The 21,787-nt window shown below is 71.3% G+C and carries 19 protein-coding genes; 16 read left to right on the top strand and 3 right to left on the bottom strand.

Annotation, left to right across the window (positions count from 1 at the left end; genetic code table 11):
* Positions 1-14: 14 nt before the first annotated feature.
* Positions 15-1,466, bottom strand: coding sequence for a cytosine permease (locus tag JK359_RS24190; protein ID WP_201839432.1), 1,452 nt, complete (start codon positions 1,464-1,466; stop codon positions 15-17).
* A 170-nt stretch (positions 1,467-1,636) separates the two neighbouring features.
* Between JK359_RS24190 and ftsY the strand changes: the two genes are divergently transcribed.
* Entirely contained in the window at positions 1,637-2,839 is a 1,203-nt protein-coding gene (gene ftsY / locus JK359_RS24185) for a signal recognition particle-docking protein FtsY (protein ID WP_201839429.1), read from the top strand.
* Positions 2,840-2,956: 117 nt separating this feature from the next.
* On the opposite strand, the gene JK359_RS24180 is transcribed toward ftsY, so the two are convergent.
* On the bottom strand, positions 2,957-3,613 hold the full coding sequence (locus tag JK359_RS24180; RefSeq protein ID WP_201839426.1) for a bifunctional DNA primase/polymerase: 657 nt from the start codon (positions 3,611-3,613) through the stop codon (positions 2,957-2,959).
* A gap of 457 nt (positions 3,614-4,070) precedes the next feature.
* Here JK359_RS24180 and nsdA point away from each other — a divergent pair, with 457 nt between their 5' ends.
* From nsdA to ftsH, 6 genes are all read left to right on the top strand, one after another.
* Positions 4,071-5,549: a transcriptional repressor NsdA gene (gene nsdA, locus JK359_RS24175; RefSeq protein ID WP_201839424.1), complete on the top strand. Its 1,479-nt coding sequence runs from the start codon at positions 4,071-4,073 to the stop codon at positions 5,547-5,549.
* Between the two features lie 333 nt (positions 5,550-5,882).
* Positions 5,883-7,226, top strand: a complete 1,344-nt coding sequence (locus tag JK359_RS24170; RefSeq protein WP_201839422.1) for an ammonium transporter — start codon at positions 5,883-5,885, stop codon at positions 7,224-7,226.
* Positions 7,223-7,561 carry a P-II family nitrogen regulator gene (locus JK359_RS24165; RefSeq protein ID WP_201839420.1) on the top strand — a complete coding sequence of 113 codons (339 nt, stop codon included), beginning with the start codon at positions 7,223-7,225 and terminating at the stop codon, positions 7,559-7,561. Before JK359_RS24170 ends, JK359_RS24165 begins: the two co-directional genes overlap by 4 nt.
* Positions 7,562-7,589: 28 nt before the next feature.
* Positions 7,590-10,097, top strand: a complete 2,508-nt coding sequence (locus JK359_RS24160; RefSeq protein ID WP_201839418.1) for a [protein-PII] uridylyltransferase — start codon at positions 7,590-7,592, stop codon at positions 10,095-10,097.
* A gap of 85 nt (positions 10,098-10,182) precedes the next feature.
* Positions 10,183-11,736 carry a signal recognition particle protein gene (ffh, locus tag JK359_RS24155; RefSeq protein WP_201839406.1) on the top strand — a complete coding sequence of 518 codons (1,554 nt, stop codon included), beginning with the start codon at positions 10,183-10,185 and terminating at the stop codon, positions 11,734-11,736.
* An 88-nt stretch (positions 11,737-11,824) separates the two neighbouring features.
* Positions 11,825-13,759 (top strand): ATP-dependent zinc metalloprotease FtsH, encoded by a 1,935-nt coding sequence (gene ftsH / locus JK359_RS24150; protein WP_201839396.1) that lies wholly within the window; start codon positions 11,825-11,827, stop codon positions 13,757-13,759.
* 161 nt (positions 13,760-13,920) lie between these two features.
* Here ftsH and JK359_RS24145 read toward each other — a convergent pair whose 3' ends face one another.
* Entirely contained in the window at positions 13,921-14,802 is an 882-nt protein-coding gene (locus tag JK359_RS24145) for an MDR/zinc-dependent alcohol dehydrogenase-like family protein (RefSeq protein WP_201839384.1), read from the bottom strand.
* A 519-nt stretch (positions 14,803-15,321) separates the two neighbouring features.
* Here JK359_RS24145 and JK359_RS24140 point away from each other — a divergent pair.
* The 9 genes from JK359_RS24140 (at position 15,322) to lepB (JK359_RS24100) (ending at position 21,692) form a co-directional block, all read left to right on the top strand.
* On the top strand, positions 15,322-15,924 hold the full coding sequence (locus tag JK359_RS24140; protein ID WP_201839381.1) for a hypothetical protein: 603 nt from the start codon (positions 15,322-15,324) through the stop codon (positions 15,922-15,924).
* Positions 15,925-16,232: 308 nt separating this feature from the next.
* Positions 16,233-16,652 carry a 30S ribosomal protein S16 gene (gene rpsP / locus JK359_RS24135; RefSeq protein WP_184970374.1) on the top strand — a complete coding sequence of 140 codons (420 nt, stop codon included), beginning with the start codon at positions 16,233-16,235 and terminating at the stop codon, positions 16,650-16,652.
* A gap of 5 nt (positions 16,653-16,657) precedes the next feature.
* A complete protein-coding gene (locus tag JK359_RS24130; protein ID WP_003973401.1) occupies positions 16,658-16,897 on the top strand; it encodes an RNA-binding protein in 240 nt (79 codons plus the stop codon).
* 118 nt (positions 16,898-17,015) lie between these two features.
* Positions 17,016-17,639, top strand: coding sequence for a ribosome maturation factor RimM (rimM, locus tag JK359_RS24125; protein ID WP_201839377.1), 624 nt, complete (start codon positions 17,016-17,018; stop codon positions 17,637-17,639).
* A complete protein-coding gene (trmD, locus tag JK359_RS24120) occupies positions 17,639-18,472 on the top strand; it encodes a tRNA (guanosine(37)-N1)-methyltransferase TrmD (protein ID WP_201839374.1) in 834 nt (277 codons plus the stop codon). The genes rimM and trmD overlap by 1 nt, the downstream gene beginning before the upstream one ends.
* Positions 18,473-18,607: 135 nt before the next feature.
* On the top strand, positions 18,608-18,958 hold the full coding sequence (gene rplS, locus JK359_RS24115) for a 50S ribosomal protein L19 (RefSeq protein WP_201839372.1): 351 nt from the start codon (positions 18,608-18,610) through the stop codon (positions 18,956-18,958).
* 47 nt (positions 18,959-19,005) lie between these two features.
* Complete coding sequence (gene lepB, locus JK359_RS24110) at positions 19,006-19,707, top strand: signal peptidase I (protein WP_201839369.1); 702 nt, start codon at positions 19,006-19,008, stop codon at positions 19,705-19,707.
* Positions 19,700-20,791 (top strand): signal peptidase I, encoded by a 1,092-nt coding sequence (gene lepB, locus JK359_RS24105; protein WP_201839366.1) that lies wholly within the window; start codon positions 19,700-19,702, stop codon positions 20,789-20,791. The genes lepB (JK359_RS24110) and lepB (JK359_RS24105) overlap by 8 nt, the downstream gene beginning before the upstream one ends.
* On the top strand, positions 20,679-21,692 hold the full coding sequence (lepB, locus tag JK359_RS24100; RefSeq protein WP_201839363.1) for a signal peptidase I: 1,014 nt from the start codon (positions 20,679-20,681) through the stop codon (positions 21,690-21,692). Before lepB (JK359_RS24105) ends, lepB (JK359_RS24100) begins: the two co-directional genes overlap by 113 nt.
* The last annotated feature ends 95 nt before the right edge of the window (positions 21,693-21,787 follow it).

Genomic DNA, 21,787 nt, shown 5'->3' with positions numbered 1-21,787 from the left:
CATGGTCCGCGCGGTCAGACGCCGGCGGTCGCGGGCTCCCCGGCGGGCTCGTCGGCCTGCGCCGGGGTGACCACCGCCGGCTTCGGCAGCACCGCGTACAGCGCGCCGGAGATCACGATGGTCGCCACCCAGCCGAGGCCGTACTCGCCGATCACGTTGTTCTTCGCGAGCGGGCCGGTGAACCAGTCCGAGGTGGTGAACATCAGGCCCGACAGCAGACCGACCGCCCAGGCCGCGACGGCCGCGGGGGAGAAGCCGCCCCGGTACCAGTAGGCGCTGGTACGGGTGGTGTCGGCCATGGCCCGGCCGTCGTACTCCGTGCGGCGCAGCATGTCCGCGCCGAACACGCCGACCCAGGCCGAGAACGCGACGGCCAGCAGCGACAGGAAGGCGATGAACGAGCCCATGAAGCTGGTCGCCACCAGCATCAGCACCCCGCCGAAGATCAGCGAGATCACGGCGTTGACCGAGACCGCCCAGTGCCGCGGCACCTTGAAGCCCAGGGTCTGCGCGGTGAAGCCCGCCGAGTACATCGACATCGAGTTGATCAGCAGCATGCCGATCAGCGCGATGAACAGGTACGGCACCGCGATCCAGGTCGGCAGGATCTCGCCGAGGAAGGACACCGGGTCGGTCGCCGAGGCCAGGTCCGGCGTGGAGACCGCCATCACCGCGCCCATCAGGACCATGGGCAGGACCACGACGCCGGCGCCGCCGACCGCCGTGCCCACGATCGCCTTCGAGGACGCCGTGCGCGGCAGGTAGCGCGTGAAGTCCGGGGCGGACGGGATCCAGCTGACGCCGCCCGCCGCGATCATGCCGATGCCGGTGATCACCGCGGCCGTGGAACCGGCGCTGTGGTCCATCACCTTCGACCAGTCGGTGTTCGCCACGAGGTAGCCCAGGACGAGCACCGAGAAGACGCCGAAGAGGTAGGTCGCGTACTTGTTGCACTTCTGGACGGCGTTGATGCCGAGCCCCGAGATCGCGAAGGTCGCGACGACGAACAGCAGCAGCATCACCATGTCCAGCACGCTGTTCGCCTCGACGCCGAACAGGATCTCCAGGATGGAGAGCATCGCGTAGGCGCCGGTGACCGCGTTGATCGTCTCCCAGCCCCAGCGCGCGATCCAGATCAGCGAACCGGGCAGCAGGTTGCCGCGCTGTCCGAAGACCGCCCGCGACAGCGCCATGCCGGGGGCGCCGCCGCGCTTGCCGGCGATGCCGATCAGGCCGACCAGGCCGTACGACACGATCGGTGCGGCCACCGCGACGACCAGCGCCTGCCAGATGTTCAGGTGGTACGCCACGACCAGGCTCGCGCCCATCGTCAGCAGCAGCACGCTGATGTTCGCGCCGACCCAGGTGGGGAACAGCTCACGGGTCCGCGCGGTGCGCTCGTGGTCGGGGACCTGCTCGATGCCGCGGGTTTCGAGAGCGCCTTCGGTCTCGACGGTTTTGCTCATGAAAGAGGTGCCAGACATGGGGGGACAAGGTGACGTGGGGACTCTACGCGCGTGGATAGAGTCGCCACCATCGTACTTTGCTCCGAGTCCTCTCATTAAGTGGCCTTTGTCTCTCAGAGGAACGCACAAACGGGGCTCCGGGCTACCCCATGGCCGATACTGGTCGGGTTATGGAAACCGTCATCCTTGCTGTAGTCATCGCCGTGGTCGTGCTCGGCGCGCTCGGCGGGCTGATCGTGGGCAGCCGGCGCCGGAAGCCGCTGCCCCCGCCGCCCCCCGCTGCGCCCGACATCACCGCGCCCCCGGCCGAGCCGCACGTCGGCGACGAGGCCGAGACGCCGCGCGACGAACCGCGCCGGACGATCGAGGAGGTGGATCTCCCCGGCGGCTCGGCACCGGTCGCCGTGGAGGAGCCCCCCATTGTCGAGGCTCCCGAGATCGAGATCCCGGAGCCCACCGCAGGCCGGCTGGTCCGCCTGCGCGCCCGCCTGTCCCGCTCGCAGAACGCCCTCGGCAAGGGCCTGCTCACCCTGCTCTCCCGCGAGCACCTCGACGAGGACACGTGGGAGGAGATCGAGGACACGCTGCTCACCGCCGACGTAGGCGTGCAGCCCACCCAGGAGCTGGTCGAGCGCCTGCGCGAACGCGTGAAGGTGCTCGGCACCCGCACCCCGGTGGAGCTGCGCGGTCTGCTGCGCGAGGAGCTGCTCAAGCTGGTCGGCACCGACGTCGACCGCACCGTGAAGACCGAGCCCGAGGACCGCAAGCCGGGCATCGTGATGGTCGTCGGCGTCAACGGCACCGGCAAGACCACCACCACCGGCAAGCTGGCCCGGGTCCTGGTCGCCGACGGCCGTAGCGTCGTGCTCGGCGCCGCCGACACCTTCCGTGCCGCCGCCGCCGACCAGCTCCAGACCTGGGGCGAACGCGTCGGCGCCTACACCGTGCGCGGCCCGGAGGCGGGCGACCCCGCTTCCGTCGCCTTCGACGCGGTGAAGGAAGGCAAGGAGATGGGGGTCGACGTCGTCCTCATCGACACCGCCGGCCGTCTCCACACCAAGACCGGCCTCATGGACGAGCTGGGCAAGGTCAAGCGCGTGGTCGAGAAGCACGCACCGCTCGACGAGGTGCTGCTCGTCCTGGACGCCACCACCGGTCAGAACGGCCTGGTGCAGGCCCGCGTGTTCGCCGAGGTGGTGGACATCACCGGCATCGTGCTGACCAAGCTGGACGGTACGGCCAAGGGCGGCATCGTCGTCGCGGTCCAGCGCGAGCTGGGCGTGCCGGTGAAGCTGATCGGGCTCGGCGAGGGGGCGGACGACCTCGCGCCGTTCGAGCCCGAGGCGTTCGTGGACGCCCTGATCGGCGACTGACCCGGCCTCCGGATCTCCGCAGGCGCCCTGCCGGCCGGGAACGTTCCTGGACGATCGCGAGAAGCGCCCGCCCCCAAGGTGCAGTTGGGGACGGGCGCTTCGCCTTGCGGCGGCGCGTCACGGACGGGAGCGGTGGGCGACGTAGGCCAGCGTGCCCAGCAGCAGCCGTGCCGCCGGCGGCCGGGTCGCCGAGTCCAGCGCGGGCGGGCGCAGCCAGCGCACCGGGCCCAGGCCGCCCCGGTCCGAGGGCGGCGCGGTGATGTACGCGCCGGGACCGAGGCCGCGCAGGTCCAGCGCGGCCGGGTCGTCCCAGCCCATCCGGTACAGCAGCCGGGGGAGGTCGGCCGCCGCACCGGGTGCGACGAAGAAGTGGGCGCGGCCGTCCGGCGTCGCGGTGACCGGTCCGAGGGGGAGCCCCATGCGCTCCAGCCGGGCCAGGGCGCGGCGCCCGGCCGGCTCCGAGACCTCGACGACGTCGAACGCGCGGCCCACCGGCAGCATCACCGAGGCTCCCGGGAACTCCGCCCAGGCCTTGCTCACCTCGTCCAGCGTGGCCCGGGCCGGCACCCGGGGCGCGAAGTCCAGCGGATGCGCGCCCGGCGCCGGACAGCCGGCGTGCCCGCACGAGCACTCGCCCGCGGCGGCCCGCGCGCCCGGCACCACGTCCCAGGCCCACAGCCCGGTGAACTCGGCGACGGCGGTGCACTCCGAGGAACGGCCCCGCCGACGCGTGCCGGTGCGGATCTCGCGGATGCCGCCGATCGTGAAGCCCATGCCCCCTCCAACGGGTCCGGCGCGCCGGTGGTTACGACACGGAACGAGACGGAAGCGGAACGTAACGCTACGGCTCCGCCTGCCCCTCGTCCCGTAGGGGCAAAGCGGCGCGTCGAGGCGCACCGGGTGGCACACCGCGGGCCATGCGCCCCCGAGTGCGTCACTCCGCCTACTTCCGGTCGCCCTGTGTCAAGTGAATCGCGAGGGGCCGACCGTGAGTTCATTCGAAGGGGTGGCGAATGGTGGCGTTTCCGGGATCCACGTGGCTGAGCGGGTGATCGTAGGATTACTGTGAGTGTGCGAGTCCCCGGGGCACATGCACTCGTGGGTATGCCGGAGGCAAGGCGTCAACTCGTTCGAAGGGTGAGAACCGGCGGACGGGAGGCCGTATTTACCGGCATTCTGATAGGGCTTGGCGCACTCGGCGACAGGTGGTTCCAGGGATGGGGGCGTTCCAGTGAGCGGCAACGGCAGTGGCGGGACGAACGCTGACAAGCGCCCCAACGAGCTGCTCGGTTCGTGGTTCGTGCGCAGCGGCTGGTCCAAGGGCGAGCTGGCCCGCCAGGTGAACCGCCGGGCACGCCAGTTGGGCGCCAATCACATCTCCACCGACACCTCCCGCGTGCGCCGCTGGCTGGACGGGGAGAACCCGCGCGAGCCGATCCCGCGCATCCTCTCGGAGCTGTTCTCCGAGCGCTTCGGCTGCGTGGTCTCCATCGAGGACCTCGGCCTGCGCGCCGCCCGCCAGTCACCCGCCGCGTCCGGTGTCGACCTGCCCTGGACGGGCCCGCAGACCATCGCCCTGCTCGGCGAGTTCTCCCGCAGCGACCTGATGCTCGCCCGGCGTGGCTTCCTCGGCACCTCCCTCGCGCTGTCCGCGGGCCCGACCCTCATCGAGCCCATGCAGCGCTGGCTCGTGCCCACGCCGGGCCACGGCGCCCCGGCCGAGCCGGAGAGCGCCCTCGACGCCCGCAGGCCGGGCCGGCTGTCCAAGCCCGAGCTGGACCTGCTGGAGTCCACGACCCGCATGTTCCGCAGGTGGGACGCCCAGTGCGGCGGCGGTCTGCGCCGCAAGGCCGTCGTCGGCCAGCTGCACGAGGTCACCGACCTGCTCCAGGAACCCCAGCCCGAGGCCACCACCCGCAAGCTCTTCCAGGTAGCCGCCGAGCTGGCGGAACTGGCCGGCTGGATGTCGTACGACATCGGCCTCCAGCCCACCGCCCAGAAGTACTTCGTGCTGGCGCTGCACGCCGCCAAGGAAGCCGGGGACAAGCCGCTCGGCTCCTACATCCTGTCCAGCATGAGCCGTCAGATGATCCATCTCGGCCGGCCCGAGGACGCGCTGGAACTGATCCACCTCGCCCAGTACGGCAGCCGCGACTGCGCGAGCCCGCGCACCCAGTCCATGCTGTATGCGATGGAGGCCCGCGCCTACGCCAACATGGGCCAGCCCGGCAAGACCAAACGCGCCGTCCGCATGGCCGAGGACACCTTCGCCGAGGCCGACGAGTGGGACGAGCCGGACCCCGACTGGATCCGCTTCTTCTCCGAGGCCGAGCTGTACGGCGAGAACTCCCACTCCTACCGCGACCTGGCCTATGTCGCCGGCCGCAGCCCGACCTACGCCTCCCTCGCCGAGCCGCTCATGCGGAAGGCGGTGGAGAAGTTCGCCGAGGACAGCGAGCACCAGCGCTCGTACGCACTCAACCTCATCGGCATGGCCACCGTGCACCTGCTGCAACGCGAGCCCGAGGAGAGCACGAGCTACGCCGCCCGGGCGATGGAGATCGCCAAGAAGGTCCGCTCCGAGCGGGTGAACACCCGTATCCGGAAGACGGTCGACACCGCCGTGCGTGACTACGGCGAGCTGGCCGCCGTGTCCGACCTCACCGACCAGCTCGCCGTCGACCTGCCGGAGGCCGCCGAAGCGGTCTGACCACCCCGAGCAGCACATGCCCCGGCCGCGGCCGGTCCTCCCGAACTGCCCGACTCGGCTCCCCCACGCCAGGTCATCGAGAGGCCCGCCGCGGCCGGCCTTTTTTCCTCCCGGAGAAGGTTGCGCCACGATAACGAATGGCGCGCCGGACATCCTGCAGTTCATGGACGCGTAACACGCAAGGCGCCTTCGTCACCCCGGCGAAACAACGAGGGGCTCCCACCGAAACCGCGCTGCGCCAATCTCATGGCGCATAACCGGCCCACCCCTCAACCGCCCGGATCGCTCAGGCACCGCCCGCACGGGGCCGTACCAACCGACGAGGAGACGCCGATGGCACCAGCCATCACGCTTGCCGCGGAGGCACCCAAGCTGTCCTCCGCGAACACAGGCTTCATGCTCATCTGTTCCGCCCTGGTGCTGCTCATGACCCCGGGCCTGGCCTTCTTCTACGGGGGCATGGTCCGCGTCAAGAGCACCCTCAACATGCTGATGATGAGTTTCATCAGCATGGGCATCGTCACCATTCTGTGGGTGCTCTACGGCTTCTCCCTCGCCTTCGGCACGAAGAACAGCCTCATCGGCTGGAACACCGACTGGTTCGGCCTCAGCGACATCGGCCTGACGGAACTCTGGGACGGCTACACCATCCCGGTCTTCGTCTTCATGGTCTTCCAGCTGATGTTCGCGATCATCACGCCGGCCCTGATAAGCGGCGCCCTCGCCGACCGGGTGAAGTTCTCCGCCTGGGCGCTCTTCATCGCCCTGTGGGTCACGATCGTCTACGTCCCGGTCGCCCACTGGGTCTGGGGTGCCGACGGCTGGGCCTACAAGCTCGGCGTGATCGACTTCGCGGGCGGTACGGCCGTCCACATCAACGCCGGTGCCGCGGCGCTCGGCGTGATCCTGGTCATCGGCAAGCGCGTCGGCTTCAAGAAGGACCCGATGCGCCCGCACAGCCTTCCGCTGGTCATGCTCGGAGCCGGTCTGCTCTGGTTCGGCTGGTTCGGCTTCAACGCCGGATCCTGGCTCGGCAACGACGACGGCGTCGGCGCGCTGATGTTCGTCAACACGCAGGTCGCCACCGCCGCCGCCATGCTGGCCTGGCTCGCCTACGAGAAGATCCGGCACGGCGCGTTCACCACGCTGGGCGCGGCCTCCGGTGCGGTCGCCGGCCTGGTCGCCATCACCCCCTCCGGCGGCGCGGTCTCCCCGCTCGGCGCGATCGCCGTCGGCGCCGTCGCCGGTGTCGCCTGCGCCGCGGCTGTCGGCCTGAAGTTCAAGTTCGGCTACGACGACTCCCTCGACGTCGTCGGCGTCCACATGGTCGGCGGCATCATCGGCTCCTTGCTCATCGGCTTCTTCGCCACCGGCAAGGGCCAGTCCACCGCGACCGGCGTCTTCTACGGCGACCACTCCTTCACCCAGCTTTGGAAGCAGTGCGCCGGCGTCGGCGCGGTCCTCGCCTACTCCCTGGTCGCCTCCGCCGTCCTCGCCTTCCTGCTCGACAGGACGATCGGCATGCGGGTCACCGAGGACGAGGAGATCTCCGGCATCGACCAGGCCGAGCACGCCGAGACCGCCTACGACTTCAGCGGCGCCGGCGGCGGTGTCGTCGGCTCCGCCGCAGCCGCTTCGGCCCTGGCCGCCACGCAGAACAAGAAGGTGGACGCATGAAGCTCATCACCGCGGTCGTCAAGCCCCACCGGCTCGACGAGATCAAGGAAGCCCTCCAGGCCTTCGGCGTCCACGGCCTCACGGTCACCGAGGCCAGCGGCTACGGCCGGCAGCGGGGACACACCGAGGTCTACCGCGGTGCCGAGTACACCGTCGACCTCGTCCCGAAGATCCGCATCGAGGTGCTGGCCGAGGACGATGACGCCGATCAGCTGATCGAAGTCGTCGTCAAGGCGGCCCGCACGGGCAAGATCGGTGACGGGAAGGTCTGGTCCGTGCCGGTCGAGACCGCCGTACGGGTCCGCACCGGCGAGCGCGGGCCGGACGCGCTCTGATCACGACAGCAAGGACAGGAGTCGCCGGGTGACGGGTACGGATGTGCGGAACGAAGCGGATGACTCGGGACCCGGCGGCTACGCGGCGGCCCGGCTGCGCCTCCTCACCGAGGGGGCGCGGTCCGGGCCGCCGCGCCGTGCCGCCCTCGCCGGCCTGACCGACAGCTGGCTCGCCGGACTGTTCGGCGCGGCGGCCGGCGCACTGCCAGGCGTCTCCCTCGTCGCCGTCGGCGGCTACGGCCGCGGGGAGCTGTCCCCGCGCAGCGACCTCGACCTCCTGCTGCTGCACGACGGCTCCGACTCCGGCGCCGTCGCCGCCCTCGCCGACCGGCTCTGGTACCCGGTCTGGGACCTCGGCCTCGCCCTGGACCACTCCGTCCGCACCCCCGCGGAGGCCCGCAGGACGGCTGGTGACGACCTGAAGGTCCACCTGGGCCTCCTGGACGCCCGCCACCTCGCCGGCGACCCCGCCCTCACCGCCGGCCTGCGCACCGCCGCCCTCGCGGACTGGCGCAACCAGGCCCCCGGGCGCCTCCCCGAACTCCAGGAACTCTGCGCCGAGCGCGCGGCCCGCCAGGGCGAGCTGCGCTACCTGCTGGAACCCGACCTCAAGGAGGCCCGCGGCGGCCTGCGCGACGCCACCGCCCTGCGTGCCGTCGCCGCCTCCTGGCTCGCCGACGCCCCGCGCGAGGGCCTTGCCGACGCCCGCCGCCGGCTGCTCGACGTCCGCGACGCCCTCCACCTGGCCACCGGCCGCGCCACCGACCGGCTCGCCCTGCAGGACCAGGACCAGGTGGCCGCCGAGCTGGAACTGCTCGACGCCGACACCCTGCTGCGGCAGGTCTACGAGGCGGCCCGGGTGATCGCGTACGCCAGTGACGTCACCTGGCGCGAAGTGGGGCGCGTGCTGCGCTCGCGCGCCGTACGGCCGCGGCTGCGGAAGCTGGCGCGGGAGCGCGGCGACTTCCTCAGAAGGGCGGTGGCGGGCGACGGCAGGTCGCCGGGCGGCGGCAAACCCGGCGCCGAGCGTTCCCCGCTCGCCGAGAGCGTGGTGGAACAGGACGGTGAGGTGGTGCTCGCCCGCACCGCACGCCCCGAACGCGACCCCGTGCTCCCGCTGCGCGCCGCGGCCGCCGCCGCCCAGGCCGGCCTGCCGCTCTCCCTGCACGCCGTACGGCGCATGGCCGCGACCACGCGTCCCCTGCCCACGCCCTGGCCCGCCGAGGCCCGGGAACAGCTGGTCACCCTGCTCGGCTCCGGCCGCCCCACCGTGGAGGTCTGGGAGGCACTGGAGGCCGAGGGCATGATCACGCGCCTCCTCCCGGACTGGGAGCGGGTCCGCTGCCGCCCCCAGCGCAACGCCGTCCACCTGTGGACCGTCGACCGGCACCTGATCGAGACGGCCGTCCGCGCCTCCGAACTCACCCGCCGCGTGAGCCGCCCGGACCTCCTCCTCGTCGCCGCGCTGCTGCACGACATCGGCAAGGGCTGGCCCGGCGACCACTCGGTGGCCGGCGAGATCATCGCCAGGGACGTCGCCGCACGGATCGGCTTCGACCGGGCCGACGTGGCCGTGCTGGCGACACTGGTCCGCCACCACCTGCTGCTCGTCGAGACGGCCACCCGGCGCGACCTCGACGACCCCGCCACCGTCCGCTCGGTGGCCGAGGCGGTCGGCAGCCAGAGCACCCTGGAGCTGCTGCACGCCCTCACCGAGGCGGACGCCCTCGCGACCGGCCCGGCCGCCTGGTCCTCCTGGCGCGGCTCCCTCGTCACCGACCTCGTACGACGGGTCTCCGCCCTGCTCGCCGGGGACGCCCCCGAGGAGCCCGAGCCGGCCGCGCCCACCGCCGAGCAGGAGCGTCTCGCCATCGAGGCCTTCCGCACCGGCGGCCCGGTCCTCGCCCTGCGCGCCCAGCCCGAGCCGGCCGCCGGCGCGGAGCCGTCCGGCGACCCGGAACCCCTGGGCGTCGAACTCCTCATCGCCGTACCCGACCAGCCCGCCGTGCTCCCCGCGGTCGCCGGTGTCCTGGCCGTGCACCGGCTCACCGTCCGTACGGCGGAGCTGCGCGCCCTGCGCCTGCCCGACGACGTGGAGGACGACGGTTCGGTCCTCCTCCTCAACTGGCGGGTCGCCGCCGAGTACGGCTCCCTGCCGCAGGCGACCCGGCTGCGCGCCGACCTCGTCCGTGCCCTGGACGGCTCCCTGGACATCGCCGGCCGGCTCGCCGAACGCGACGCGGCCTACCCCCGCCGCCGTGGCTGGACCGCCCCGCCGCCCCGCGTCACGGTGGCCCCGGCGGCCTCCCGGCACGCCACGGTGATCGAGGTCCGCACCCAGGACGCACCGGGCCTGCTGCACCGCATCGGCATGGCCCTGGAGAAGGCGGGTGTACGGGTGCGGAGCATGCATGTGAGCACGCTGGGAGCGAACGCGGTGGATGCGTTCTACGTCACGACCGGGGCGGGGGCGCCGCTGCCCGGCGGGGACGCCGCGTCGACCGCCCGGGCGCTGGAGGAGACGCTGCGCGGATGACCCTTCCCCGGTCTCTTCGAGGCCGGGATACCCTGGAGGGCGATTCCCTTCCAGACCGTCACCGACCCCGAGGACCGCGAGCGCCGTGTTCGACACTCTCTCCGATCGCCTGTCAGCGACTTTCAAGAACCTGCGCGGCAAGGGACGGCTCTCCGAGGCGGACATCGACGCCACGGCCCGTGAAATCCGTATCGCGCTGCTGGAAGCAGACGTGGCGCTGCCCGTCGTGCGTACCTTCATCAAGAACCTCAAGGAACGCGCGCTCGGCGCCGAGGTGTCCCGGGCGCTGAACCCGGCCCAGCAGGTCCTCAAGATCGTCAACGAGGAACTGATCACCATCCTCGGCGGCGAGACCCGGCGCCTGCGGTTCGCCAAGCAGCCGCCCACCGTGATCATGCTGGCTGGTCTCCAGGGTGCCGGTAAGACCACCCTCGCGGGCAAGCTCGGCCGCTGGCTCAAGGAGCAGGGCCACTCGCCGCTGCTGGTCGCCGCCGACCTCCAGCGCCCCAACGCCGTCAACCAGCTGAGCGTCGTCGCCGAGCGTGCCGGTGTCGCGGTGTACGCGCCGGAGCCGGGCAACGGCGTCGGCGACCCGGTGAAGGTCGCCAAGGAGTCCATCGAGCACGCGAGGTCCAAGGTCCACGACATCGTGATCGTGGACACCGCCGGCCGCCTCGGTATCGACGCCGAGATGATGCAGCAGGCCGCGGACATCCGGGACGCGGTCTCGCCGGACGAGATCCTGTTCGTGGTCGACGCCATGATCGGTCAGGACGCCGTCAACACCGCCGAGGCCTTCCGTGACGGCGTCGGCTTCGACGGCGTGGTGCTGTCCAAGCTCGACGGTGACGCCCGCGGTGGCGCGGCCCTGTCCATCCGGCAGATCACCGGCAAGCCGATCATGTTCGCGTCGAACGGCGAGAAGCTGGACGACTTCGACGCGTTCCACCCGGACCGGATGGCCTCCCGCATCCTCGACATGGGTGACCTGCTCACCCTGATCGAGCAGGCGGAGAAGACGTTCAGCCAGGAAGAGGCCCAGAAGATGGCCTCGAAGCTGGCGTCCAAGAAGGGCCAGGACTTCACCCTGGACGACTTCCTGTCCCAGATGGAGCAGGTCAGGAAGATGGGCAGCATCAGCAAGCTGCTCGGCATGCTCCCCGGGATGGGCCAGATCAAGGACCAGATCGCCAACCTGGACGAGCGGGAGGTCGACCGGGTCGGCGCGATCATCAAGTCGATGACCCCGGCCGAGCGCCAGGACCCGACGATCATCAACGGCTCCCGCCGCGCCCGTATCGCCAAGGGCTCCGGTGTCGAGGTCAGCGCGGTCAAGGGACTCGTGGAGCGGTTCTTCGAGGCCCGCAAGATGATGTCCCGCATGGCCCAGGGCGGCGGCATGCCGGGCATGCCGGGGATCCCGGGCATGGGCGGCGGCCCCGGCCGGCAGAAGAAGCAGCCGAAGAAGGCCAAGGGCAAGCAGCGCTCCGGCAACCCGATGAAGCGCAAGCAGCAGGAGCTGGAGGCGGCCCAGCGTCGCGAGGCCGCCGAGCAGGCCGGCGGTGCCTTCGGTCTGCCGGGCCAGCAGGCCGGGCAGGACTTCGAGCTGCCGGACGAGTTCAAGAAGTTCATGGGCTGACCGGGCCCGTACGGTCGCAGGGGCGCCCTTCCGCCGGAGGGGCGCCCCTGCGCGTGCCGCCGCCGGGCCGGTGCCGTACCGTCCGGGTATGACCAACCCGGCCCCGCCGCGCAAGTCACCGGACCAGCCGTGGCGTACCGAGGGCGCCCCGGAGGAACCGCCGCAGCCGCCCGGCGGCCGGCGGATACGGGGCGGCTGGTGGCGGCTGATCCTCACCGCGCTGGTCGTGTACCTGATCGCCAACCTGGTGCTGTCCTACTTCGACCAGGCCGACGAGCCGACGATCTCGTACACCGAGTTCAGCAGGCAGGTGAACGACGGCAACGTCGAGAAGATCTACGCCAAGGGCGACTCCATCCAGGGCCAGCTCAAGAAGGAGCAGAAGGACCCGGACGGCGGGGCGACGTACACCAAGTTCAACACCGAGCGGCCGTCCTTCGCGGACGACGACCTCTGGGCGAACCTGGCCAAGCACAACGTGAACGTCACGGCCGAGCCGGTCGTCCAGCACCGCAGTTTTCTCGCCAACCTGCTGCTCTCGCTGGCGCCCATCGTGCTGCTGATCGCCGTGTGGGTGTTCTTCGCGCGCCGGATGAGCGCGGGACTCGGCGGTGCCGGCGGCATGCTCGGCCGGAAGGCGCCGCCCAAGCCCGTGGAACTGGTGCCGGGGGAGAAGCGCACCACGTTCGCCGACGTGGCCGGCATCGACGAGGTCGAGGGCGAGCTGAACGACGTCGTCGACTTCCTGAAGAACCCCGACGCCTATCGCCGCATGGGCGCCAAGATGCCGCGCGGTGTGCTGCTCGCGGGGGCGCCCGGCACGGGAAAGACACTGCTCGCGCGGGCGGTCGCGGGGGAGGCCGGGGTGCCGTTCTTCTCGGCGTCCGCGTCCGAGTTCATCGAGATGATCGTGGGCGTCGGTGCCTCCCGGGTGCGGGAGCTGTTCGCGGAGGCCCGCAAGGTCGCGCCGTCGATCATCTTCATCGACGAGATCGACACCATCGGCCGGGCCCGCGGCGGCGGCGCCTCGATGGGCGGCCACGACGAACGCGAGCAGACCCTCAACCAGATCCTCACCGAGATGGACGGCTTCTCGGGCTCCGAGGGTGTCATCGTGATCGCCGCCACCAACCGCGCCGACATCCTCGATCCGGCACTCACCCGCCCCGGCCGGTTCGACCGGGTGGTCCAGGTCTCGCCGCCGGACCGCAGCGGGCGCGAGGCCATCCTGGAGATCCACACCCGTGACATCCCGCTCGCCGACGACGTCGACCTGGCCCAAGTGGCCCGTACGACACCGGGCATGACGGGCGCGGAGCTGGCGAACCTCGCCAACGAGGCCGCACTGCTCGCGGTGAAGCGGAAGCAGGAGCGGGTGACCCGGTCCGATCTCTCCGAGGCCCTGGAGAAGGTGCAGCTCGGCGCGGAACGTCCGCTGGTGATGCCGGAGGAGGAGCGCCGGCGTACCGCCTACCACGAGAGCGGGCACGCCCTGCTGGGCATGCTGCAGCCGGGCGCCGACCCGGTCCGCAAGATCACGATCGTGCCGCGCGGCCGGGCGCTGGGCGTCACCTTGTCGACTCCGGAATCGGACAAGTACGCGTACACCGAGGAGTACCTGCGCGGCCGGATCATCGGCGCCCTCGGCGGAATGGCGGCCGAGCACGTCGTCTACGACGTGATCACCACCGGCTCCGAGAGCGACCTGGAACAGGTCACCAACATCGCGCGCGGCATGGTGTCCCGCTGGGGCATGAGCCCGGAGGTCGGCCGCCTCTCCGCGCTCCCGAACGACGCCCAGCAGGCGTACGGCCTCGCAGCCGCCCCGCAGACGCTGGATGTCATCGACGGCGAGATGCGGCGGATCGTGGACGAGTGCTACGAGGAGGCCTGCCGCAAACTCCGCGAGCACCGCGGCCAGCTGGACGCCCTCGCCCGGGCCCTGCTGGAGAACGAGACGCTGGAGGAGGCGGACGCGTACCGGATCGCCGGGATCACCCGCCTCGCCAAGGGGGACGTCTAGCGGCACCGCGCCCCGGCCGGGCCGAGGCCCTGAGCGCCCGGAGGAAAGCCCGCGAGGGTGAGTACACGGACCGCCTTCCTCGTCCCGGGACACGCCCTGGTCCGGCGGTGCACGGCGGGCGAGGGCCGCCCCGCCGAGGAGCCGACCGCGGCCCAGGACGCCTAGGGCACGCGGGCGATCAGGTAACGGAAGACGTTCGGCATCCACACCGTGCCGTCCTGGCGCCGGTAGGGGTGCAGGGCTTCCGTCAGCTCCTTGTCGACCTGTCTGGCGTCGGTCGCCGCGATCGCCGCGTCGAACAGTCCGGTCGACAGCAGGCCCCGTACCGCGCTGTCGAGGTCGGCGTACCCGAACGGGCAGGCGACCCGGCCCGAGCCGTCCGGCCTGAGCCCGGCCCGCTGGACGGCCTCCTCCAGGTCGTCCCGCCGAGCGGGACGCCAGCTGCCCGAGCCGTGCACCGGGTCGGCCGGTTTCGTCGCCACCCGCAGCACCGACGAGGTGGCGCAGCGCTCGGGCGGGCCCCAGCCGGCCAGCACCACGGCGGCCCCGGGGGCGGCCAGCGGTACCGCGCCGGCGAGGAGTTCGCCGAGCCCCTCGGAGTCGCCCGCGAGGCCGCCGATCGGCTCGAAGACGGTCACCAGGGTGTACCGGGCCTCCCGGCCGGCCACGTCCGCGGGTGCGCCGCCCACGAGCCGTGGGCCCGTACGCGCGCGCGTGCCGCGGGGGCTGCTTCTGCTCCTGCCGGGCGGGGTGCCCGGCAGCAGCCGCTCGCGGGCGAGGGCGAGCCGTTCGGGGGAGGCGGAGTCGGCACCGGTGACCGCGGCACCTCTGGAGGCCGCCATCAGCAGGGCCAGCCCGGAGCCGCAGCGCAGGCCCAGCAGCCGGGTGCCGGGGCCCACGTCGAGCCGTTCGTACACGGAGTCGTAGAGCGGTACCAGCATCCGCTCCTGGATCTCGGACCAGTCACGCGCGCGTGCGCTCAGGTCCACGCGGGGTGCGGAGCCCGCGTGAGACGTGTGCTGCCGCACGAGCGTAGGTGTCATAGGTAAGCGCCCCAATCCGCCGACAGTCGCCGCTGCGCCCGGTTGTGTGCCCCCCGTGCCGTGCGCGCACTTCCCACGTATGCCAGGTAACTCCCGGCTCGCGGTGCCGTCCAGGGGGCGTGGGCCCCGGTTTGGGCCCAGGAGCCATGTGTGGCGAGATTTCACGTCCCGGCAATCTGGATGGCCGTACGGTGTCCGGGCCCGGGGACGGGCCGGTGACGGGGGCCCCGGGCGGCGGACGGTAACGTCACGGAGGCCGGCGGCGCTGACATGAGTGACGTCGCGTTCCGAGAGCGGCCGAAACCTGTCTTGCGCCGCGGCCGGGCACCGTCGCTTCCGGGCTCACGAGCGGGGCGTAGTGCGGACTACGCACCAGCTTGGTAGGAGCTGTGAGCCTTCTCCGCAGATCGTCGCACCCGCCCTCGTCAGGACGCATCAGTGCCAACTGACGGGTACGTGCAAATTATTTGGGATGCCCCGGAATAGGAACACAGCGGCACCCCCGCTCGTTGTCATTACGTGAGCACGACACAGACACCACCTGTTCTCGCCGCAGAGCTGGCGCAGGCGTGGGCCGACATTCAGCGGTACCACCCCGAGCTGCCGGACCTCGCCGCGCCAGAATCCCTGATCGGAGAGTCGTCGTCCGCGTGCGGGCACGAACTCTCCTTCGAGCGACTCCTCCACGAGGCAGTCCACGGCATCGCCGCCGCCCGAGGGATCCGCGACACCTCCCGGGCCGGGCGCTACCACAACCGCCGTTTCCTCGCGATCGCCGAGGAGCTGGGCCTGGACCACCCGGAGGAACCGCACCCGAGCAGCGGTTTCTCCCTGGTCACGCTCAACCCCGAGGCGAAGCGGCGCTACCGCCCGACCATCGAGCGGCTGCAGCGCGCGCTGAAGGCCCACACGGCGGCCACCTCGTCCGACACGTCCCGCACCTTCCGCGGCCCGGCCGCCCGGCACGGCTCCTCCGGCGGCGGGGTCCGCGTCAAGGCGGTGTGCGACTGCGGCCGCAACGTCCGGGTGGTCCCCTCGGTCCTGGCCCAGGCCCCGATCGTGTGCGGCGGCTGCGGCAAGCCGTTCCGCATCCCGGAGGTCGTGGGGGCGGCGGCGAGCTGATCCTGCGACTGCTCGTGGCAGCCGCAGGATCAGCTCGCGACCGCGGGCGGCAACTTCACAGCACCGGGCGGTGCACCCGACGTGACCTCACCTCCACGCCGGGTGCCTCCCCGGCATGCCCCGCCGCGGCCGCCGCACCCTCGGCCAGGAGCGGCCCGCGGGGTGTGGCACAATGGCTAGCTGTACTCGACAGCCGCACAGGACCCCTCTCTCCTCCGGCTGACGCGTCCATCGGGCACTCGGGTACCGCAACCCCACGCGGCGTCTCGCCGTGCCCAACCACGTCAAATCCAGGAGAATCCACTCCCGTGGCAGTCAAGATCAAGCTGAAGCGTCTGGGCAAGATCCGTTCGCCTCACTACCGCATCGTCGTCGCCGACTCCCGTACCCGCCGTGACGGCCGGGCCATCGAGGAGATCGGCAAGTACCACCCGACCTACAACCCGTCGGTCATCGAGGTGGACGCCGACCGCGTCGCGTACTGGCTGGGTGTCGGCGCGCAGCCGACCGAGCCCGTCCTCGCCATCCTGAAGAAGACCGGCGACTGGCAGAAGTTCAAGGGCGAGCCGGCTCCCGCGCCGCTCCTCGTCGCCGAGCCGAAGGCCGCGCGTCCGTCGTTCGAGGCTCTCGGCGGTGACGACGAGGGCAAGGGTGAGGCGATCACCCAGAAGAAGAAGGCTGAGAAGAAGGACGAGGCTGCGGCTGAGTCCGAGTCGACCGAGGCCTGAGCAGCATGCTCGAAGAGGCGCTTGAGCACCTCGTGAAGGGCATCGTCGACAACCCTGACGATGTGCAGGTCGCCTCGCGCAACCTGCGCCGCGGGCGCGTGCTCGAGGTCCGGGTGCACCCGGACGACCTCGGCAAGGTGATCGGCCGCAACGGCCGCACCGCGCGGGCCCTGCGTACCGTCGTGGGCGCCATCGGCGGCCGTGGTGTCCGTGTCGACCTCGTCGACGTGGACCACGTCCGCTGACGCTTCATCGCAACCGGCTCGGGCCGGGGAGGGCCACTGGGCCGTCCCCGGCCCGCAGTCGTATGGGCGGCGTACCCCGGCAGGACGCCGTGCAGGAGATGACAGGAGAATTGGACACGTGCAGCTGGTAGTCGCACGGATCGGCCGCGCCCACGGCATCAAGGGCGAGGTCACCGTCGAGGTACGTACCGACGAGCCCGAGCTGCGGCTCGCCCCGGGCGCCGTCCTGGCCACCGACCCGGCCGCCACCGGGCCGCTCACCATCGCCACCGGCCGGGTGCACAGCGGCCGTCTGCTGCTGCGCTTCGAGGGCGTCTCGGACCGCAACGGAGCCGAGGCGCTGCGCAACACCCTCCTCATCGCCGAGGTGGACCCCGAGCAGCTGCCCGAGGACGAGGACGAGTACTACGACCACCAGCTGATCGACCTCGACGTCGTCACCGAGGACGGCACGGAGGTCGGCCGGATCACCGAGATCTCGCACCTGCCCTCGCAGGACCTGTTCATCGTGGAGCGCCCCGACGGCAGCGAGGTGATGATCCCCTTCGTGGAGGAGATCGTCACCGAGATCGACCTGACCGAGCAGAAGGCGGTCATCACGCCGCCCCCGGGCCTGATCGACGACCGCGCGGAGATCGCGTCGTCCCGTGACGCCGAGGGTGAGCCGTCCCGTGACGCCGAGGGTGAGCCGTCCGGTGACGTCCAGGGTGAGCCGTCCCGTGACGCCGAGGGCGAGTCCTGATGCGCCTCGACGTCGTCACGATCTTCCCCGAGTACCTCGAGCCCCTGAACGTCTCCCTCGTCGGCAAGGCACGCGCGCGTGGCCGGCTGAACGTCCAGGTGCACGACCTGCGCGCGTGGACGTACGACCGGCACAACACGGTGGACGACACGCCGTACGGCGGCGGTCCCGGCATGGTCATGAAGACCGATGCCTGGGGCGACGCCCTCGACTCCGTCCTCGCCGACGGCTACGAGAGCGGTGCTCACACCCCCGCACTGATCGTCCCCACCCCGAGCGGCCGCCCCTTCACCCAGGAACTGGCCGTCGAACTGGCCGAGCGCCCCTGGCTGATCTTCACGCCGGCCCGCTACGAGGGCATCGACCGACGGGTCATGGACGAGTACGCCACCCGCATGCCGGTCTACGAGGTGTCCATCGGCGACTACGTCCTCGCCGGGGGCGAGGCGGCCGTCCTGGTCGTCACCGAGGCCGTCGCCCGGCTGCTCCCCGGTGTCCTCGGCAACGCCGAGTCCCACCGCGACGACTCCTTCGCGCCCGGCGCGATGGCGAACCTGCTCGAAGGTCCCGTCTACACCAAGCCGCCCGTCTGGCGCGGCCGGGACATCCCGGACGTGCTGCTCAGCGGCCACCACGGCAAGATCGCCCGCTGGCGCCGCGACGAGGCCCTGAGGCGTACGACCGCGCACCGGCCCGACCTGATCGAGCGCTGCGAGCCCAAGGCCTTCGACAAGAAGGACCGCGAGATGCTCTCCATCCTCGGCTGGGAACCGGACCCGGAGGGCGAGCCGTACGGCCGATTTTGGCGCCGGGCCGAGGGCGTGGAAGAATAGACCGCTGTTGTGCGTCCGTCCGGCGTGCGCCCCTGCCACAGGGGGACACGACGCCCGTCCCGATCCGCACGACACTCCTCAGGAACCCCTAGTTTCCGTTGATGACCTGTGGCATCAGCGAAGAAAGCAGACGAAATGTCTCACCTGCTCGACACCGTCGACGCCGCGTCGCTGCGCAGCGACATCCCGGCCTTCCGCCCGGGCGACACCGTCAACGTCCACGTCCGCGTCATCGAGGGCAACCGCTCCCGTGTGCAGCAGTTCAAGGGCGTTGTGATCCGCCGCCAGGGCGCCGGTGTCCGCGAGACCTTCACGGTCCGCAAGGTCTCGTTCTCCGTCGGCGTCGAGCGCACCTTCCCGGTGCACACCCCGATCGTCGAGAAGATCGAGCTGGTCACCAAGGGTGACGTGCGCCGCGCCAAGCTGTACTACCTCCGTGAGCTGCGCGGCAAGGCCGCGAAGATCAAGGAGAAGCGCGAGAGCTGAGTGCTCTGACGGAGTCCCACAGCGGGGCGGGATAGCATCCTGCTCCGATGGACACCGAAGCACAGCCGACGGAACGCGACCGCTCCTCCCACCCGGGTACTCCGGGGACGGAGGGCCGGTCGCGTTTCGCGTTGGTCGCGCGGGTCGCCGAGTGGCTCCCGGGCGGCCGGATCACCCTCACCGTCTTCGTCTGCCTGGCCTTCCTGCTGCTCCTCAACGCCTTCGCGGCGCAGCCCTTCCAGATCCCGAGCGGATCCATGGAACAGGGATTGAGGATCGGGGACCGCGTTCTCGTAAACAAGTTGGCGTACCGTTTCGGTGCCGAGCCGCGCCGCGGTGACGTGATCGTGTTCGACGGTTCCGGGTACTTCGGGGACGCCGACTACGTCAAGCGCGTGGTCGGCGTCGGCGGAGACCACGTGGTCTGCTGTGACAAGAAGGGGAGGATCGAGGTGAACGGCCGGCCCGTCGACGAGACGGCGTTCCTCTATCCCGGGGACACGGCCTCCGGCGTGCCCTTCGACGTCGCCGTGCCCGCCGGGCGCCTCTTCGTGCTCGGCGACCACCGCAGTGACTCCAGCGACTCCCGCGACCACCTCGGCTCGCCCGGCGGCGGCATGATCCCGGTCTCCGACGTCATCGGCCGGGCCGACTGGATCGTGTGGCCGTACCGCCACTGGACGCATCTGACGCGGCCGTCCGCCTACGCGCGCGTGCCCGACGCAACCACGGGGGGCGCCCATGGGTAACCGCGGCAAACCGCGCGGGGTACCCGCCGACCCCGCCGACAACCTGCTGCCCACCGGGGCCCGCCGGACCTCCGCGCCCGGCGGCGGCCGCACGCGCGCGGAGCGCCGGAAACTGCAACGCAAGGTCAAGCGCAAGCGGAGGCGTTCGGCCGTCCGGGAGATCCCCCTCCTGGTCGGTGTCGCCGTCCTCATAGCGCTGGTCCTCAAGACCTTCCTCGTCCAGGCCTTCGTGATCCCGTCCGGCTCCATGGAGCAGACGATCCGGATCGGCGACCGTGTCCTGGTCGACAAGTTCACCCCGTGGTTCGGTTCCAAGCCACAGCGCGGTGACGTCGTCGTCTTCCACGACCCGGGCGGCTGGCTGGCGGACGAGCAGACCACCAAGAAGAACGACCCCGTCGTCGTCAAGCAGCTCAAGCAAGGCCTGGCCTTCATCGGCCTGCTGCCCTCCGACAACGAGAAGGACCTGATCAAGCGGGTCATCGGGGTCGGCGGCGACCACGTCAGGTGCTGCGACGCGCAGGGCCGGGTCACCGTCAACGGCGTACCCCTCACCGAGGGCGACTACCTCTACCCGGGGGACGTCCCCTCCACCATGCGCTTCGACATCACCGTCCCCAAGGGCCGGCTGTGGGTGATGGGCGACCACCGGGGCAACTCCGCGGACTCCCGCTCCCACCAGGACACCGCCTACGGCGGCACGGTCTCCGAGGGCTCGGTGGTCGGCCGCGCGATGGTCATCGGCTGGCCCGTCGGACACTGGACGCGCCTGGAAGAACCTAAAACCTTTGCAAGTGTCACCGACTCCGTGTCGGGGACGACCGCTGCGGCTCCGCGGTCGCATAGGGTTGCCTCCGAGGAACCGAACGGAACGACCCACCTCCCGACCCCTGCGGAACTCCCGCTCGTTATGGGAGTGGTGGGCCTGCACCGTGTACGGGGCAGGCGGCGGCACAGAGTGAGGAGTTGGCGTGGGGGATGTGGCGGTTGGCGCACGGTCGGGACACGACGGCGAGGAGCACCGCGGGCACCCCGTGGAGCCGCCCGTGCCCGCCTCGGACAGCGCCATGACCTCCGGGAATGACGCGGCGGCCGGCGACGACGGCACGCCCGCGGACGGGCAGCGGCCGCGCGCCGAGGACACGGACCCGGACGAGGCCGGGCAGCGGCCGAAGAAGCAGCGCTCCTTCTGGAAGGAACTGCCGATCCTGATCGGTATCGCGCTGGTCCTGGCGCTGCTGATCAAGACGTTCCTGGTGCAGGCGTTCTCCATCCCGTCCGACTCGATGCAGAACACCCTGCAGCAGGGCGACCGCGTCCTGGTGGACAAGCTCACCCCGTGGTTCGGCTCCGAGCCCGAGCGCGGCGAGGTCGTCGTCTTCCACGACCCGGACAGCTGGCTCGCGGGCGAACCCACGCCGACGCCGAACCTGGCCCAGAAGGTCCTCAGCAAGATCGGCCTGATGCCGTCCGCGGACGAGAAGGACCTCATCAAGCGCGTGATCGGGGTCGGCGGTGACACGGTCGAGTGCAAGGGCAGCGGACCGCTGCGGGTCAACGGCAAGGCGCTGAACGAGCCCTACATCTACCCCGGCAACACGCCGTGCACGGTGGACAAGCAGGGCGGCCAGTTCAAGGTGAAGGTCCCCGAGGGCTACATCTGGGTCATGGGCGACCACCGGCAGAACTCCCGGGACTCCCGCTACAACCAGTCCGACAAGCACCGCGGAATGGTCCCCGTCGACGAGGTCGTCGGCCGGGCGATCGTCAAGGCCTGGCCGATCAACCGCTGGGGCACCCTCCCGGTCCCGGACACCTTCGACCAGCCCGGCCTCGACCAGCAGTCCTCGGCCGGCGCGTCCCTGACGGTGGCCCCGCAGGGCCTGGCCGTCGCCGCGGTGCTGCCCGTGGTGGTGTGGCGACGCGGCCGCAAGGACCGGCCGGAGTCCAGGACCGCACGGAAGACCCCCGCCGGGCAGCGCTGAAGCCGGCCGCAGGGAAAACGCCCGCCGGGCGGCTCCGGAGCGGACCGCACGGAAGACCCCCGCCGGGCAGGTGGCGGCCGACGCCGGCCGGTGCC

It is taken from the genome of Streptomyces actinomycinicus (assembly GCF_016741775.1).
GTDB classification, from domain to species: domain Bacteria; phylum Actinomycetota; class Actinomycetes; order Streptomycetales; family Streptomycetaceae; genus Streptomyces; species Streptomyces actinomycinicus.
The sequence above is the reverse complement of the archived record's forward strand: the minus strand, read 5'-3'. Positions and strand labels throughout refer to the sequence as shown.

What these genes read in the sequence shown, in the direction of transcription:
- JK359_RS24180 (WP_201839426.1), bottom strand. Translation starts at nt 3,613, where the DNA reads ATGGGCTTCACGATCGGCGGCATCCGCGAGATCCGCACCGGCACGCGT.
- ftsH (WP_201839396.1), top strand. Translation starts at nt 11,825, where the DNA reads ATGACCAACCCGGCCCCGCCGCGCAAGTCACCGGACCAGCCGTGGCGT.
- lepB (WP_201839369.1), top strand. Translation starts at nt 19,006, where the DNA reads ATGGACACCGAAGCACAGCCGACGGAACGCGACCGCTCCTCCCACCCG.
- trmD (WP_201839374.1), top strand. Translation starts at nt 17,639, where the DNA reads ATGCGCCTCGACGTCGTCACGATCTTCCCCGAGTACCTCGAGCCCCTG.
- JK359_RS24165 (WP_201839420.1), top strand. Translation starts at nt 7,223, where the DNA reads ATGAAGCTCATCACCGCGGTCGTCAAGCCCCACCGGCTCGACGAGATC.
- JK359_RS24130 (WP_003973401.1), top strand. Translation starts at nt 16,658, where the DNA reads ATGCTCGAAGAGGCGCTTGAGCACCTCGTGAAGGGCATCGTCGACAAC.
- JK359_RS24190 (WP_201839432.1), bottom strand. Translation starts at nt 1,466, where the DNA reads ATGAGCAAAACCGTCGAGACCGAAGGCGCTCTCGAAACCCGCGGCATC.
- rplS (WP_201839372.1), top strand. Translation starts at nt 18,608, where the DNA reads ATGTCTCACCTGCTCGACACCGTCGACGCCGCGTCGCTGCGCAGCGAC.
- ftsY (WP_201839429.1), top strand. Translation starts at nt 1,637, where the DNA reads ATGGAAACCGTCATCCTTGCTGTAGTCATCGCCGTGGTCGTGCTCGGC.
- JK359_RS24145 (WP_201839384.1), bottom strand. Translation starts at nt 14,802, where the DNA reads ATGACACCTACGCTCGTGCGGCAGCACACGTCTCACGCGGGCTCCGCA.
- JK359_RS24170 (WP_201839422.1), top strand. Translation starts at nt 5,883, where the DNA reads ATGGCACCAGCCATCACGCTTGCCGCGGAGGCACCCAAGCTGTCCTCC.
- lepB (WP_201839366.1), top strand. Translation starts at nt 19,700, where the DNA reads ATGGGTAACCGCGGCAAACCGCGCGGGGTACCCGCCGACCCCGCCGAC.